At 28.9% G+C, this 17,437-nt stretch carries 17 protein-coding genes; 7 read left to right on the top strand and 10 right to left on the bottom strand.

Annotated features, from left to right (window positions below; genetic code table 11):
• Positions 1–33 precede the first annotated feature (33 nt).
• The 10 genes from EYW44_RS01915 to EYW44_RS01870 all read right to left on the bottom strand — a co-directional run bounded on the left by EYW44_RS01915 (position 34) and on the right by EYW44_RS01870 (position 10,389).
• Positions 34–1,083, bottom strand: coding sequence for a M14 family zinc carboxypeptidase (locus EYW44_RS01915; protein WP_132721843.1), 1,050 nt, complete (start codon positions 1,081–1,083; stop codon positions 34–36).
• Positions 1,084–1,086: 3 nt separating this feature from the next.
• Complete coding sequence (locus EYW44_RS01910) at positions 1,087–2,553, bottom strand: aminotransferase class V-fold PLP-dependent enzyme (RefSeq protein ID WP_132721841.1); 1,467 nt, start codon at positions 2,551–2,553, stop codon at positions 1,087–1,089.
• Between the two features lie 135 nt (positions 2,554–2,688).
• Positions 2,689–4,080: a phosphoglucosamine mutase gene (gene glmM / locus EYW44_RS01905; RefSeq protein WP_132721839.1), complete on the bottom strand. Its 1,392-nt coding sequence runs from the start codon at positions 4,078–4,080 to the stop codon at positions 2,689–2,691.
• A 177-nt stretch (positions 4,081–4,257) separates the two neighbouring features.
• On the bottom strand, positions 4,258–4,695 hold the full coding sequence (locus EYW44_RS01900) for a hypothetical protein (protein ID WP_132721837.1): 438 nt from the start codon (positions 4,693–4,695) through the stop codon (positions 4,258–4,260).
• Positions 4,696–5,066: 371 nt separating this feature from the next.
• Positions 5,067–5,480, bottom strand: coding sequence for a DUF6691 family protein (locus EYW44_RS01895; RefSeq protein ID WP_132721835.1), 414 nt, complete (start codon positions 5,478–5,480; stop codon positions 5,067–5,069).
• A gap of 3 nt (positions 5,481–5,483) precedes the next feature.
• Positions 5,484–6,041, bottom strand: a complete 558-nt coding sequence (locus tag EYW44_RS01890; protein ID WP_132721833.1) for a YeeE/YedE family protein — start codon at positions 6,039–6,041, stop codon at positions 5,484–5,486.
• 115 nt (positions 6,042–6,156) lie between these two features.
• Positions 6,157–7,566 carry an MBL fold metallo-hydrolase gene (locus EYW44_RS01885; protein WP_132721831.1) on the bottom strand — a complete coding sequence of 470 codons (1,410 nt, stop codon included), beginning with the start codon at positions 7,564–7,566 and terminating at the stop codon, positions 6,157–6,159.
• 60 nt (positions 7,567–7,626) lie between these two features.
• A complete protein-coding gene (locus EYW44_RS01880; RefSeq protein ID WP_132721829.1) occupies positions 7,627–9,372 on the bottom strand; it encodes a SulP family inorganic anion transporter in 1,746 nt (581 codons plus the stop codon).
• Positions 9,373–9,437: 65 nt separating this feature from the next.
• The gene (locus tag EYW44_RS01875) at positions 9,438–10,070 is read right to left on the bottom strand and encodes a Crp/Fnr family transcriptional regulator (RefSeq protein WP_132721827.1); all 633 of its coding nucleotides are present in this window, start codon (positions 10,068–10,070) and stop codon (positions 9,438–9,440) included.
• The gene (locus tag EYW44_RS01870; RefSeq protein WP_243643590.1) at positions 10,048–10,389 is read right to left on the bottom strand and encodes a DUF983 domain-containing protein; all 342 of its coding nucleotides are present in this window, start codon (positions 10,387–10,389) and stop codon (positions 10,048–10,050) included. The genes EYW44_RS01875 and EYW44_RS01870 overlap by 23 nt, the downstream gene beginning before the upstream one ends.
• Before the next feature lie 300 nt (positions 10,390–10,689).
• Between EYW44_RS01870 and EYW44_RS22060 the strand changes: the two genes are divergently transcribed.
• The 7 genes from EYW44_RS22060 (at position 10,690) to EYW44_RS01840 (ending at position 17,433) form a co-directional block, all read left to right on the top strand.
• Positions 10,690–10,860: a hypothetical protein gene (locus tag EYW44_RS22060; RefSeq protein ID WP_165872136.1), complete on the top strand. Its 171-nt coding sequence runs from the start codon at positions 10,690–10,692 to the stop codon at positions 10,858–10,860.
• A 110-nt stretch (positions 10,861–10,970) separates the two neighbouring features.
• Positions 10,971–13,046, top strand: a complete 2,076-nt coding sequence (locus tag EYW44_RS01865) for a tetratricopeptide repeat-containing sensor histidine kinase (protein ID WP_132721823.1) — start codon at positions 10,971–10,973, stop codon at positions 13,044–13,046.
• Between the two features lie 12 nt (positions 13,047–13,058).
• A complete protein-coding gene (locus EYW44_RS01860; protein ID WP_132721821.1) occupies positions 13,059–13,703 on the top strand; it encodes a response regulator transcription factor in 645 nt (214 codons plus the stop codon).
• Between the two features lie 754 nt (positions 13,704–14,457).
• Positions 14,458–15,393 (top strand): caspase family protein, encoded by a 936-nt coding sequence (locus tag EYW44_RS01855; RefSeq protein WP_132721819.1) that lies wholly within the window; start codon positions 14,458–14,460, stop codon positions 15,391–15,393.
• A gap of 1 nt (position 15,394) precedes the next feature.
• Positions 15,395–15,751, top strand: a complete 357-nt coding sequence (locus tag EYW44_RS01850; RefSeq protein ID WP_132721817.1) for a hypothetical protein — start codon at positions 15,395–15,397, stop codon at positions 15,749–15,751.
• A gap of 13 nt (positions 15,752–15,764) precedes the next feature.
• Positions 15,765–16,523, top strand: coding sequence for a toll/interleukin-1 receptor domain-containing protein (locus EYW44_RS01845; RefSeq protein WP_132721815.1), 759 nt, complete (start codon positions 15,765–15,767; stop codon positions 16,521–16,523).
• Between the two features lie 274 nt (positions 16,524–16,797).
• Complete coding sequence (locus EYW44_RS01840; protein ID WP_132721813.1) at positions 16,798–17,433, top strand: hypothetical protein; 636 nt, start codon at positions 16,798–16,800, stop codon at positions 17,431–17,433.
• The last annotated feature ends 4 nt before the right edge of the window (positions 17,434–17,437 follow it).

Below are 17,437 nucleotides of genomic sequence, written 5' to 3'. Positions count from 1 at the left end.
TTTGGCATGTTAAATTTAATAATTAATAATACTTTATTGACCGAAAACGATTTCGGTATGGCCTATATATTCGTTTAAGTTCCCTTTTTTTTGTTCTTTTAATTTTGAAATTAATTGATTCTCTACTACTTGATCTATGTATAAGAATGCAACGTCTTCTTTTTGTTCGTTTCTATGGATAACATCATAAAAATTTTTAATGTTATCTGGTATATTAAAATAAGGTTTATAGACTTTAAACTCAGTGTTAACAGTGATATGATAAATACCTTGAATTAAAGCATAAAAATTAAATTCTCTTGTTTTTTCTCTCTCATAATCATCTGGGTAATGTCCTGCTTCAATTAAAATTGTATTATGCCCCAATTTTTGAAAGTTATCTCCTGTAGCTGTAGGATAAAATTCATCTGTATACCTACCAATATGATCTGGAATAATTTGTTGTAATAATTCATTCATAGCAACAATTACATTCATAGTTGCAATTCTTCCATCTGTTAGCTTTCTTGTTTCTTCTTCAGAAGGTGCTAAAAATGAAATGGTTGCTGGCTTCTCAGTTCCTTTTACTCCAAAAATTGTGCGTTGATCGTGTAAATTGAAACAAAAATGTGGATTAAACTCATCTAAATGTTTCCTTAAAAGGACACTTTCACAAGCTTTTAAATCAACAGCATCTCTATTTAAATCTACTTTATTAGCATTCACCCTAGTATATGCCAATGCTCCATCTGGATTTAACATTGGAATTATCTCTATAGTACAACTGTCTATTATTTCTTTTACAATACTAGGATTGGTATTTTGAGTCATAAAATTTAAGAAATCAAAAACAGCTTTTGTACCTGTACTTTCATTTCCATGCATTTGACTCCAAATTAAGATTCGCTTTTCTCCTTTACCAAATCTTAATTTATAAATATCTCTCCCTTGCTCTGACTTACCAATTATTTCTTTTGAAACAAATCCGTTTAACTCAACATACAAAGGTTCAATATCTGTTAACGTAATCCATTTTCCGTGTAACTTTTTCTCTTTTACATCAGGATATACTTCCTGTAAAAAATCTATATCTAAAATATTCATCATCTAAATTGAAAACCACGACTTCACAAGTTCTCTTTCTACGGGGGCTACAGAGTTATGTACATAATCATTTTTTATAGCATCATATTTATAGTCTAAACTCCATTCTTCTATGTTAGCATGTAATTCTTTTAATGAATTGCAAATAAACGTTAACTCATCATTTGTAACTGTAGGATGAAGAGATAAACGAACCCAACCTGGTTTTTCTACATTACAACCTTCTAAAATTTTACTTTCAATAGATTTTGAAGTTACTCTATCAACATTTAATAAAAAGTGACCATAAGTACCTGCACAAGAACAACCACCTCTGGTTTGTATACCAAAACGATCGTTTAATAATTTTACTACTAGATTAAAATGATACTTTTCAAAATAAAAAGAAAATATACTTAATCTTTCTTTATGATTTGGCGCTAAAATATGTACTCCTGATAATTTTTCTAAACAATCAAATAGTACTTTATTAATTTCATCTTCACGCTTTTTTATAACGTCTGTACCCATTTGATCTTTTAACTGAATTGATAATGCAATTCGAATTGTTTGTAAAAAAGCAGGTGTTCCTCCATCTTCACGCGTTTCTACATCATCTATATAATCATGTTCTCCCCAAGGATTTGTGTATGTTACAGTTCCTCCTCCTGGGTTATCAGGAATCATGTTTTTGTATAACTTCTTGTTAAATACCAAAACTCCAGAACTTCCTGGACCTCCTAAAAACTTATGTGGTGAAAAGAAAATGGCATCTAAATACTCATCTTCATTTTCAGGATGCATATCAATATCTACATAAGGAGCACAGCATGCAAAATCAACAAAACATAAACCATTATATTTATGAATTAATGCTGCAACTTTGTGATACTGTGTTTTAATACCTGTTACGTTAGATCCACCAATAATAGATGCTATTTTAATAGGTCTATCTTCGTATTCCTTAATTTTTTGCTCAAACAAATCTAAACACACCAATCCTTCATTATTACAAGGAACCACTTCCACATCGGCAATGGTTTCAATCCATGAAGTCTGATTAGAATGATGCTCCATGTGACTTACAAAAACAATCGGTTTTTTGTCTAGCGGAACTTCTGTATGATCTTTTAAATTTTCAGATATTTTTAATCCTAAAATACGTTGGAACTTATTAACTACTCCAGTCATTCCTGATCCTTCAGTAATTAATACATCATCTTTTGATGCATTTACATGTTGCTTAATGATTTTTCTTGCTTCATGATAAGCCAAAGTCATTGCTGCACCAGTGGTAGACGTTTCTGTATGTGTGTTGGCTACAAAAGGTCCAAACTCATTCATTAACTTTTCTTCAATTGGTCGATATAAACGACCACTCGCTGTCCAGTCTGTATATATTAATTTTTTTTCTCCATAAGGAGTGGTAAACGTTTGGTCAACTCCTATAATATGTTTTCTAAACTGATTAAAATATTGCTCTAAACTCATTCCCTTATTGTTTACGCGTTACGAATTTCTATAAAATTATTGAATCTACACATTCCTTACTTAATATTTAACAACCCTAGTAATTTTGTATGGTTTTATATAAAATGAAAAAACTCGCACTAGGCGAGTTTTTTGTTAAGCTATTATTTCTTTTATTTCAGATATAAATCGTTCTGCTAAATCATCTGCTTTTGTTTGCGATTTAGCTTCGGTATAAATTCGAATAATGGGCTCAGTATTTGATTTTCTTAAATGAATCCATTCTTCTGCAAAATCAATTTTTACACCATCAATTATATTTACATCTTCATTTTTATACTTCTCTGCCATAGTAGATAAAATTTCATCTACATTTATTTTAGGAGTTAATTGAATTTTATTCTTACTCATAAAATAACTAGGATAACTATCTCTTAATGTTTTACAAGATACTTTTTTTGTAGCTAAGTGCGATAAAAATAAAGCAACACCTACTAAAGAATCTCTACCATAATGTGAAGCAGGATAAATAATACCACCATTACCTTCTCCACCAATAACAGTATCAGTATCTTTCATCATTTGTACTACATTTACTTCACCAACAGCACTTGCCGTATACTTTCCGCCATGTTTTTCAGTTACATCACGTAAAGCTCTAGATGAAGATAAATTAGAAACAGTATTTCCTCCGTTCATTTTACCTAACACATAATCGGCACAAGCAACTAAAGTATACTCTTCACCAAACATTGATCCGTCTTCAGATATTAATGCCAAACGATCTACATCAGGATCTACAACAATACCTAAATCTGCTTTTTCTTTTACTACTAATTCAGAAAGATCTGTTAAGTGTTCTTTTAAAGGTTCTGGATTATGAGGAAAATGACCATTAGGCTCACAATATAATTCTACGCATTCTACACCTAACTCTTTTAATAAAGCAGGAATAGCAATACCACCAGTAGAATTTACACCATCTACTACTACTTTAAAATTAGCACCTTTAATAGCATCTTGATCTACTAAATCAAGTTTTAAAACTTCTTGAATATGTTTTTCTATGTAATCGTTTTTACTTTCAACAGTACCTAAACTATCTACATCAGCAAAATCAAAATCTTCTTTATCGGCAATACTTAAAATTACCTTACCATCTTCACCATTTAAAAACTCTCCTTTCTCATTTAATAATTTTAATGCATTCCATTGTTTCGGGTTATGTGACGCTGTTAAAATTATTCCTCCATCTGCTTTTTCAATAGGAACTGCCACTTCTACTGTAGGGGTTGTAGACAATCCTAAATCAATAACATCGATACCTAAACCAATTAAAGTATCAGATACTAAACCGCTAATCATTTTACCAGAAATACGAGCATCTCTACCAATAACAATCTTTATTTTTTCTTTTTCTGAATTTTTATTTTTTATGAAAGTACCATAAGCAGCTGCAAATTTTACAGCATCAATAGGAGTTAAATTATCTCCTGTGTTACCACCAATAGTACCTCTAATCCCTGAGATTGATTTTATTAATGTCATCCTTTCTTTTTTGGTTTCGAGCAAATATAAACATCTAAAATAGATGTGTTGCCAATTAAACTTTAAAATATCATATGTTAACAAAAATGACCATTCTTTTTTATAAGAATGCCTATTATTCACATAAAAAACCACTGCTTAAACAGTGGTTTTATAAATATTATGATTGTTTTATGCTTACAGAGCAAACATAAAACCAGCGTTTATGTATCCTCCAGATCCAATTCCTGAATAAGAAGCTCTTAACGCTACAGAATTACTTAATTTGTATTCAAAAATTGGTCTAAAGTAAAAACCATTTCCTAAATTGTTAATTCCAATAGCATATCCCATATCTAATCCAAGATCAATATCGCTAGTTGCATGAAAACGTCCTGCAATAGCTAAAGGTAATATAATAGAATTTCCATCTGTTATAACTGCAAGTCCTGTAGCAGCACCAACACTAAATCTATCTTCAGCATTGAATAAATAGTCTACATCACCTCCTACAACAAAAGAAGATCCTCCGTTAGTAGTAACACCAATATGACCACCTACTCTTAATTGTCCGTCTTGCGCATTTGAATTAATAGCAAATGCTACTAAAAACATTAGAAATACAATTTTTCTCATTTTTTAAAATTTTAATTTTTTGTTTTATTCATTAACGACAAATATACTCTTAAAGTATAGCTACGAATTTATCAAACTTTATTCCAAAAAAAAAGAATCACTAAAATAAATGGGAATTACTCCACATATTTAATGAGTTGAATATTTAGCAAAACCAACTTAAATTACTAAAAATAAACTACTAACAAAACACTATCTTAAAATCAAAAGTGTTCCTCAAACATTTAATTTTACAATAAGAAAAACCTTCTGTTTAGAAGGTTTTTCATTTATCTTTCTTACTGTTTTAGATGTACTATTTTATAAAAGTTCTACTTGTGTAAGTATAATATTTGGGGGGCGCATTAAGAACTTTTATAAAATTGCTCAACCTAATGTGGTAGTTTATCTTTAAACAAACCATATAAGAAAGTACCAATAATAGATGATAATAAAACGATAACTAAAGGTAAATACCCTACACCTATTAGTGTAAACATTGGTCCAGGGCAAACTCCTGCTAAAGACCAACCTAAACCAAAAATTACACCTCCAAACATATAACGTTTAAAGCTTTTGGTTTTAGGATTTAATGCTATTTTTTCTCCATAAAAAGATTTAATTTCTAACTTTTTAATTAATTGTATTCCTACTATTCCTATTATTAATGCAGAACCTATAATACCATACATATGATATGACTGGAATTTAAACATTTCATATATGCGAAACCAAGAAGCTGCTTCAGACTTAAACATTGTGATTCCTAAAAGAATTCCTATAAATAAATATATAATTGTTCTCATTACTTAAAATATTAAAGGGAACATTAAATGAACCATTAACAATCCTCCTAAAAAGAAGCCTATTACTGCAATTAGCGAAGGCAACTGCAAATTACTTAATCCTGATATTGCATGTCCAGAAGTACATCCTCCAGCATATCTTGCACCAAAACCTACAAGAAGACCACCTATTATTAAAATCACAACCGATTTAAAACTTAATAAAGCTTCCTTCTGAAATAATTTTGTGGGTAAATAAGCTTCACCTGCGCTATTAAACCCTAAATTCTTTAAATCACTAACTGTATTAGGGTTTATAATTACTGTAGCATCAACTGTTAAATAATTAGATGCTATAAATCCTCCTATAATAGTTCCTAACACCACTATTAAATTCCATTTTTGTAATTTCCAATCAAACTTAAAAAAGTTAGTTTTTTGTCCTGCTCCGCAAATGGTACACATTGTTCTAAGATTGGCAGACATTCCAAAATTTTTACCTGTCATTAATAATAAAAACATTATAAGAGCAATCATTGGTCCTCCAACGTACCAAGGCCATGGTTTATAAATCCAATACATTTTATTTATTTTTTGACAAAGTAAACTTATTACCTATCTACTTACAGTAACCTATGTTACTCACTGCAAAAAATCTTAATTTAATCTGTGAACTTTTAATTCATCAGTATAACTTTTATAATGTTGATGGACATAAATAATTTGATACTTCAATATTCGCTTCTTTAATTGCTTTGAACCCACCTTTTATTTCAATAAAATTATGGACTCCTCTACTCTTTAAAATTGAAGCAGCAATCATACTCCTATAACCACTAGCGCAATGAATATAAAAAGTTGTTTCTTCAGGAAATTGAGTTAAATAATCATTAATATAATCTAAAGGCGTATTTTTTGCTTTTAATAAATGTTCTGATAAAAACTCTCCTTCTTTTCTTACATCAAAAACAGTAACATCATCACCTGCTATAATTTCTTTAAATGTAGCTACTGATATTGAGTTTACAGTGTCATACTCTTTTGAGCTCTCTTTCCATGCGTTAAAGCCACCTTTCAAATAACCTAAAGTTTGATCAAAACCTACACGTGACAGCCGTTTAATAGCTTCTTCTTCATCTCCCTTTTCAGTTACCAAAAGAATAGGTTGAGAAACATTGGCTATTAAAGCTCCTACCCATGGTGCAAAACTGCCATTTAAACCAATAAAAATTGAACGTGGAATATGTCCTTTTGCAAAATCATTTTGAGTACGTACATCTAATATAATAGCTTCTGAGTTATTTGCTAATGCTTCAAAATCATTAGGGAGCAAACCTCTAGTACTACGCTGTAATACCTCTTGAAAATCATCATAACCATTCTTATTCATTTTCACATTTAATGGAAAATATTGTGGTGGTGGTAATAAACCTTTTGTAACTTCTTTAATAAACTCTTCTTTGGTCATATTAGAACGTAAAGCATAATTGGTTCTTTTTTGGTTACCAAGTGTATCTACCGTATTTTTACTTAAGTTTTTTCCACAAGAAGAACCTGCTCCATGTGCAGGATAAACAATAACATCATCAGATAAAGGCATTATTTTATTTCTTAAACTATCAAATAAGAAACCTGCTAAATCTTCTTTTGTTAAGTCTCCAGCTTTTTGAGCTAAATCTGGACGACCAACATCACCTAAAAACAATGTGTCACCACTAAAAATAGCATGATCATTTCCTTCTTCATCTTTTAAAAGATATACGCTACTCTCCATAGTATGACCAGGAGTATGTAAAACTGTAATTGATATATCTCCTAATTCAAATACTTGTCCGTCTTCTGCTATTATGGCTTCAAAATTAGTTTTTGCATTTGGTCCATAAATAATAGGTGCACCAGTTTCTTTGGATAAAGTGACATGACCACTTACAAAATCTGCATGAAAATGAGTTTCAAAAATATATTTAATTTTTGCTTTGTTTGCTACTGCTTTGTCAATGTAAGGCTTTACTTCACGCAGTGGATCTATAATTGCTACCTCTCCATTACTTTCTATATAATAAGCTCCTTGCGACAAACAACCTGTATATATTTGTTCAATTTTCATTAATATAATTTTACGTTATTTAAAAGTACCAATAAACTCATTTAGAGTCAGTAACATTTGTTACATAACTTTATTTTGAGTCTGTTCAGCTATTTTTCTTGAAAGAGTAGTTTTATGATATTTACCATCATAATAATCTTCTGCTTCATAAGACCTTAAGAATAAATTTTCTTTCCCTAATACATCTACTAAACCACTTTTGTATAAAATATCTCTTGTTGGACCTGAGGTTCCTGAAAACATAATTTTAATTTGTTTCTCTTTTAATTCTTTAATAATTTTTTTTAGCAAATGAATACCACTACTATCAATATAACCAATTGCTTCCGTGTTAATTATCACTAGTTTTAAACTACGCCCTTTGTTTTCAATATGTGTATATAATTGTTTTTTAAAGAAATCTTTATTACCAAAAAATAATTGAGAGTCAATTCTTATTCCTAAAATATCTTCTCTGACATTTGTAAAATCTTTAAACCTCAATACATTCTTATAATAATCTGTATTGTTAACTCTAGCTATTACAGCAATATGAGGAATAGATATTCTGTAAACCATAATTACTAAAGACAATAAGACTCCTATTAAAATACCTTCTTTAATTCCCACTAATAGTGTCATTAGAAAAGTTATAATTAATAGTGTAAATTCATCTTTTCCATTTTTAAATAACTCTACAGGATATGAGATATTTATTAAACCAAAAACGGCAACCATAATTATTGCTGCCAATACTGCATTTGGTAAATAATAAAATAAAGGGGTTAAAAAAAGTAAGGTTAACGCAACTACCATTGCACTTATTAAGGAAGCAATTCCTGTTTTTGCGCCTGCTTGATCATTTACTGCTGTTCTTGAAAAACCTCCTGTCGTTGGATATGATTGAAACAATGATCCTAATATATTAGAAGTTCCTAAAGCTATTAACTCTTGATTAGCTTCTATTTTATAATTATTATGATTTTCCTCTACTGCCTTAGATACTGATATTGCTTCCATAAAAGCAATTAAAGCCAATGTAAATGCTATTGGTATTAATTCTGAAACTCTATTTAAAGGAATTTCTGGTGTTTTAAAAGAAGGAAGCCCACTAGGTACTTCGCCTACTATTTTTACTCCAAATCCATCTAAATTCAATACATATACTATAACAGTACTTAACAGTACTAAAACTAAAGCTGCAGGTATTCTTTTATTAAATTTATTGTTTAGCTTTTTTATTATTACAATTAAAACTATGGCTAACAAACCTATTGTTAATGCATAAAAATTAATGAATCTAATATTCTCAAAAGCACTTATTACTAGTTTATGTACTTGATTACTTCTAAGAATTTCAATACCTAATAAATGTTTTAGCTGACTTAAACCTATGATTATTGCTGCTCCTGAAGTAAACCCACTGATTACAGGTTTTGAAAGAAAATTTACTAAAAACCCCATCCTTAACACCCCAAATAATAACTGGATTATTCCCATGAAAAGCGATAAAAACACAGCCATGGCTATGTATTCATCTATACCAGATAAAGATAAAGCTGCTAAGCCTGAAGCTACCAAAAGAGAATCCATTGCAACTGGACCTACAGCCAATTGTCTAGATGTTCCCATAAAAGCATAAACTATTTGAGGTATTAAAGAAGCATATAAACCAAATACAGGTGGCAAACCAGCAATCATTGCATATGCCATACCTTGAGGTATAAGCATAATTCCCACTGTTAAACCTGCTATTAAATCATCTGTTATATCTGCTTTTTTATAATTAGGAAGCCACTGAAAAACAGGAAATAATTTTTTCAACATACTTTTTATTTTTTTCAAAAGTAGTTGCTACCTTATTTTTTAACAGTAACATTGGTTACAATGCTTTAAAGGTTTTTAATCAGAATATGGCTTCTATGTAATTCTATTTTTCCCAAACTTTCAAGTTTTTTTAATAGTCTAGAAATAACAACCCTAGAAGTATGTAATTCATATGCTATTTCTTGATGTGTATTGTAGATGATTTGTTGTTTAGATATTCTTGATTTTTCTTTTAAATAGTTTAATAATCTCTCATCCATCTTTAAAAAAGCAATACTATCTATGGTAGAAAACATTTCATTAAGTCTATTTTGATAACTTTCAAAAACAAAACTTCTCCAACTTTTATATTTTCCAGACCATTCTTCCATTTTTTGAATAGGGATCATTATTAAAGTGGCTTTTGTTTCTGCAATTGCCCTAATCTCACTTTTAGTATGCCCAATACAACATGATAAACTCATAGCACAAGTATCTCCTTTTTCTAAAAAATATAACAACAATTCATCACCATCATTATCTTCTCTTAAAATTTTAATTGCTCCAGAAATTAATAATGGAATTGAACGAAGATAATCTCCAATCTCTATCATTTTAAATCCTTCAGGAACATCTTTATAAATTCCTACTTGATTAATTTCGTTTAACAATTCTTTTTCAAAAATATGTCCGTAGTTATCTTTTAAATCTTGAATCATAATGTACAAATATGTTTATCCAAATAATTTTAGAAAGGGCGAATAATAAAGGAGATAGCATTAATAATATAACTACCATAGATATCAGAGTAATAAGATAAGTTAATTTGGGTAATAAAACAATCTTTAAAATAAAGATAGCTACAAAAAGAGCAACACCTAATGCATAAGAAACATAATACGAGCCTTGAAAAAACCATGGTTCTATTGAATATTTTAAATCACACACAGAGCATTTTTCTTTAACTTCTCCAAGAGTTGAAAATTTATAAGGATGTCCTACAAAAAAACTTCCTTCATTACATTTAGGACACTTCATCCTAGTTACACTGTACAATTTGGTTCCTTTACCTAACATATAAAAAAATTTATTGTAAATGTAATATGTTACTTTAACCTGCAATGTAACATAGGTTACCTAAAAAATTAAGTTATTTTATAGTGTGGGTATTGATGTCTTTTTTTGTCTTACTAATTATAGTAATAAAACACAATTAGTAACCAAAATAAATTGAAATTACTCCACATATTTATGGAGTTGAATATCGTAAAAACACACTATTGTAAAACCTTTATTAAAGAACAAACTTTGTAACATAAATAATAAAACATTAAAATTATGATTAAAAAATTTACAACAGAATTAGAGTTTCAAAGTGAAGTTTTAAAAAATGATTTGCACATAACAGATCCTAGCGAAATAGAAAACCCAAAACCAGGAAATGGTGATAATACAGTAGACTCAGGTGATGCAGATGATGAAGGAGAAATAAAACCTTTTAAAAAGTAGCATATCATTAAAACAATTTTTAAGGCTTTTACCTATTTATTTTAAATTAAAATTTATGATTTATTTAAAGTAAAAGCCTTTTATATTTGTATTACTCCTATTAACAAAAAATGAAATATATACTCTACTTAATATGTTTACTTAACTTATTTGTAGTTTTCTCTCAACAAAAAAAAATTGATAGTCTACAAAAAATATTGCAGCTCCAAGATGGTATTAGTAAAGTAGATACTTTAAATGAACTAGCTTGGGTACTCAGGAAAGGAAATGATTCAATAGCTGTTTTTTATGCACTTGAAGCACTAAATTTGAGCAAAAAAAACAACTATTATTTAGGGGTTTCAAATGCTTATAACCGTTTAGGAAATATAGCTAAACGTAAAGGTTTTCTATTGAATGCCATAGAGTATTACAATAAAGCCCTACAAATAGACAAACAACAAAACTACATTTATGGTATTGCTAGAGCCAATAATGAACTAGGCAATGTATATGAAAAACAGACAAAAAAATTAGAAGCTCTTACTCATTACAATAGAAGCTTACAAGCTTTCGAAAAAATCAAAAAATTCAAACAAGCTACAACTGTAGCTATTAACATAGGCAAGTTATATTTAGCATATAATACACCAAAAGAAGCTTTAAGTTATTATTTAAGAGCCTTTGAACTCAGTAAAAAAATTAATAGTTCAACCTTAACGGCTTATTGTTATAAAAATTTAGGAATTGTACATCAACAATTAAAAAACTACAAAGAAGCTTTAATTTACTTTAAGAAAGCTAAAACTATTTATGAAGATAAAAAACAAATAATAAAAATGGCAGACATTCAAATGAGTATTGCCAGTACTTATGATTATTTGAACGAAAATGAAATGGCGTTAATGCATTATTACAAAGCATTATCACTTACTAAAAATAATGATACAAAATATAGCGGTTACCTATATCACAATCTAGCAACATTATACAGAAAAATTGGTAAAAAGGATTCTTCATTATATTATTATAACAAAGGAATAAATGAATTTAAACTTTATAAAAACAATAAAAAATTAGCTGTTTCTTACAATAATATCGGAAATTTATACTTCGATAACAAACAATACAATAATGCTCTTAATCACCTGACAAAGAGCTTAGATTTACAACATCAAAATAATGATTCTCTATTATTGGGTTATACATACACCTCTTTGGCTAATGTATATTATAAACTAAATAAGCATACTAAAGCTTATGCATATAAAGATTCTAGCTATTTAATAGAAAAAGGAAATTTTAAAAAAATAAAACAGGCGGATAGATATGAAGTTGCCTATGCAAATGAGAAAAAAAAATTAGAAGCTACTTTACACCGTCAAAAAATTTTAGAAGCAAAAACTACACAAAAAAACACTTATATAATAGCTCTAGTAATAACAGTAATATTATTAATCTTTTTATTTTTTTATGTTGTAAAAGCTAAAAAGCAACAAAAAGAAAAGCTAATTATTACTCATGAAAAAGAGAAACAAATACAAACGTTAATAAACGAACAAGATATACGTACATACAATGCAATGATTGATGGAAAAGAAAAAGAAAGTAAAAGAATTGCTCAAGAATTACATGATAACATTGGCAGCAAATTAGCATTGGTAAAAATATTTTATCAATCTATAGAAAATAATCTAAATAGTAATGATATTGAATACTATGAAAAGGCAAACCTTCTTTTAGATGAAACTTGTAAAGATGTTAGAAATATTTCTCACAGTTTAGAAACTGGCTTCTTATCTAATTTTGGATTAGTTAGTGCCTTAAAAGAGTTAACACAAAACTATGAAATTGCATATAATAAAAGCTCTAAAGAAAACATTTCCATATTATTAACCTTTCATAGATTAGACAACCGTTTAAAAGACAATATTGAAAGACATGTATATAGAATTATACAAGAGCTCTTGAATAACATTTTAAAACATGCAAAAGCTACAGAAGTACATATTCAGCTTTTAAAATTTGAAAACAAACTTAATATTATAGTTGAAGACAATGGCGTTGGCTTTGATACTTCTAAACAACAAAACGGATTAGGGTTAAAATCGATACAACAAAGAGTTATATCTGAAATTAAAGGGAATTATTTAATCGATTCAGGAAAAGGAAATGGTACAACTGTTACTATAGATATTCCTACTTAAAATATAAACTAAATGAAGACTAAAGAGAATATACGAATTATGATTGCAGATGATCATACCATGTTTATTCAAGGTATAAAATCAATGTTATCAAAATATAAACATATACAAGTAGTAAATGAAGCTACAAATGGTGAAGAGGCTATAAACATCTTAAAAAAGAGTGCTCATGAAATAGATATTGCTGTATTAGACATAAATATGCCTAAAATGAGTGGTATGGAGGTTGTTAAATCTATGAAAAAATTGGGTATAACAACTAAAACATTAATACTTACTATGCATCAAGAAGGTACTATTATTAAAGAAATTATTAATGCTGGTGCCAATGGTTATATTTTAAAAAACATTGATAAACAAGAGTTTGTTGACGCTTTAGAAACTATTAATGAAGGTAATGACTACTTAAAAGGAGAAGTGTTAGACAATTATATTACAGCTAATAAAGCCCCACAACCTAAAAACGTACACTTAACTAAAAGAGAAATAGAAGTTTTACAATTAATAGCAAATGATCATACCTCTGGAGAAATTGCATTAAAACTTCATATTGAAGTAAGTACTGTTAATACATATCGTAGAAACTTAATTGAAAAAATTGGTACTAAAAGTTCTCATGGTTTGGTAAAGTTTGCTATTGATCATAAATATATTTAAATCGGCTAGGATTAAAAAAACAGTAAAAATTGAGCCTTAACACTCGTAAAAACTTTTATTTTACGAATCCTACCTAAAAACCAATTACTTATTTTTTCTATAATTTAAAACTTAAAAACATCTATTACGTTGTGATTTGATTCAATTTGTAGACCATTCACAATATATTCAGTTATCAGTAATCAATAAACAATGATCAATTTTTGATAACTGCTAGCCGATAATTGTTAATTGTAATAGTTATAACTCATACCATTTTGTAATGTATTCAAAACTTGATGTTAGATTCTCCTTTTTCATCTTCTGTTGTGACTCATATCGTTTTTTAATGTACTCACAACATAATCAATTACGAATTACTGATAAAAACGTCTTTGCGAGCGGAACGCAGTAAAGCGAAGCAATCTGTTTTTTTCTAAGTAGTAATAACATTTTAAACTCATAAGAAATAGACTACTTAGTGCCTCGTAGTGACAATATATTCAGTTATCAGTGATCAATAAACAATGATCAATTTTTGATAGCTGTTAACCGATGATTGCACAAAGTAAACCTCACATATCTAAAAGATTTGTGAGGTTTTATTTTACAAAAACTCAACACTACTTCAACAAAAACTAACAAAGAACTAAAAACCAACAACTTTAAAACTCCACAAATATGTGGAGTTTTAGTATTCCACAATATTGGGGTGTTTTTGCATATGCTAATCCTACACCTTTGTAATCAGAATCTTAATTAAAATTTTATTAAAATGAAAAGAGCATTACTAGTTGGAATTAACGATTACCCTACAGCACCTTTAAATGGTTGTATTAACGATGCAAAACGCATGCAAGAAGTTTTTGAACGACACGAAAACGATGATAAAAACTTTGACTGTAAAATGTTAATATCAGACACGAAAAAAATAACTCGTGGTTTGTTACGATCAAGTATCATAAAGTTATTCAACCATAACGACGGAGACACCACCCTACTCTATTTCTCTGGTCATGGGGCCACTACAGACGCAGGTACTTATTTGGTAACACAAGATGTACAATCAAATGATCTTGGCGTTAGTTTACTAGAAATTGTAGCACTCGCTAACAATTCTAAAGCAAAAGAAGTTATTATAATTTTAGATTGTTGCCATTCAGGTGGTGCTGGAAATAGTATCGATTTAGGAGAACGTAAAATTATACTACGCGAAGGAGTTTCTATTTTAGCAGCCTCTACAGAAACACAATATTCTTATGAAAAAAACGGTGGAGGTGTTTTTACAGGTATTATTTATGATGCTTTGAGAGGATCTGCCGCTGATGTAATTGGTAGAGTTACCCTTGCTAACCTTTATTATTTTGCAGATACATTATTGGACGCATGGAAACAACGCCCTGTTTTTAAATCGCATGTTTCTCATATGATTTCATTAAGAAATTGTGAATCTAAAATTCCTAATCCTGTTTTAAGAAAATTACCTGAGTATTTTTCTGAAGACAACTCAAGTTTTTCATTATCTGAAAATCATTTACATAATGAAAACCTAGCGTTAGTAACTAAACACTTAAGACAATATTATGCCAACGGACTTTTAACACTAGGTACTACAGATTCATTTGAAGCAGAAGCTTCTAAAAATGGAGTTTGTAAGCTTACCGCTTTAGGAAAATACTATAAAAAAATAGTAGTGGAAAATAGGCTATAGTATGAAAGACACACTAATTATTTATGCTTCTGGCATAGGTGTTCCTAAACTCGTTTTTAAAATAGCATTAATTATAAATGAGAATAATGGAGGTGCTGCAATTACAAACGCTTTACATAGAGCTTCAATGCGAAGAGGAATGGAAAACGGAATTGGTGTATTTGTTTTTATAGGTATTGTAACTTTTCAAATAACTTCTTTTTGTGTACATCAGTACTACAAGAATAAAATAGAGCAAGAAATTTTATTTCTAAAACTAGGGAATACCGATGCCATACTGGCACAAATAGACACTTATTTCATATCCAAAAACCTAAAACAAAAATTAAAATCAACTTATTTATTACCTAACTATTAAACAGTAAAATTATATGAACCCAACAGACAAATACCGATTAATACAAGACATTTATTTTTCGTTACAAACAAGACACAATGCAGAAGGAATTATCAACATACTAAATGAATACGGTATAGATAGTATACCTACAAAAACCTACAATCAAGATTCTATAAAAAAATTATTACAACAAACAGAGAATACTAAAATTATTAAAATTGCTGACGATTTAAACTTAGTTATACCACCTACTAAAACTAATAAAGGTACTACTCATAAAAAAGAACAAAAACCTCTTCAAAAAGTATTTATAAGTCATTCACATCACGATAAAAAAATTGTAGAAAGCTTTGTATTACTACTTCAAAACATCGGAATACCTTCAGAAAATATTTTTTGTTCTTCATTAGAAGGGTACGGTACACCTTTAGGTAAGGATTTTATTAATGATATCAAAAGTCAATTAAATGAAGATGTCTTAGTCTTTTTTATGCTATCAGAGCACTTTTATAAATCGCCAATGTGTTTAATAGAACTTGGTGCAGTTTGGATACAAACAAAGGAGCATATTTCTGTTACTATTCCTCCTTTTGAATTTAAGCAAATGAAAGGTGTTTTTCAGCACTTTAAAGGAATGACTATTGACGATGAAAAAAACTTAGATATGCTTAAAGAAACTTTAGAAAGTAAATTTAACATACCTCATCAAAGCTCATTGGTATGGTCTCCGAAAAGAGAAATGTCTATGCGAAATATAAAATATTTATTACCAACAAATAATGACGTATAAAGTAATGCTCAACGATATTTAGGTTGTGACTCCTATCAATTTGTAATCAATTCACAACGTATTCAATTATCAATGATCAATTATTTATAGAACAACTCATAACATATATTTTAATGTAAATCTAGTTTAAGAATAAAAATGTCGCTCAACTATTGAGACATAAAGACACTGTTCTCTATACAATTTTACTTCTTTATAATTCCGTAAAATCACTCGAACTGACGAAGGTTTCTTATTCAAAATTGACTTGATTTTTAATACACAGAATCTTTTTATGAAAACAAATTATTTTAATAACTATACCTCACAAGGGTTTTTAGTTCCCTTAGCGTTCTTTTTAACTATAAACACTATACTATATCCTTTATTTGGTGTGTTATCTATCATTATTCCAATACTTCTTACACTTTTTTTAATTAGAAGTATAGACACTCATTTATGGAAAAATCCTTTATTCAATTGGATGTTTACTATAAAAGACATTTCTGGAACCTACAGAGGCAGACAAGAATGTCATGTATTTATAGAAGAAAATAACTGCGAAAAAAGATTAATCTATATTGATGTTGACATTATTATCACTCAAACGGCAAGCGAAATAAAAGTAGATTCTTTTTATACATACGACAAAAGAGATCCTTCACATTCAAAAAGTAAATTTTGTTTCATATCAAAAATTAACGATCATAATTACGAACTAGTTTACAACTATGAAAATGGTGGAAAAGAAAGTTTGGATAGACTTGCTACAAAAGATAAACATGAAGGCGCTTGTTTTTCAAAAATTACCATCAAAAATGGGGAGTACTTTTTAAATGGACGGTATTATGCCAATCGGAAACCACTACCCTCTAGCGGAATATTTCCGAACATAAAAAGAATATCAAAAGACATTACTCACCCATTTTAAACAA

Origin of the sequence: Tenacibaculum sp. M341, from assembly GCF_004337695.1 — a bacterium.
Taxonomy (GTDB): Bacteria; Bacteroidota; Bacteroidia; order Flavobacteriales; family Flavobacteriaceae; genus Polaribacter.
This window is presented reverse-complemented; position numbering and strand designations above follow the sequence as displayed.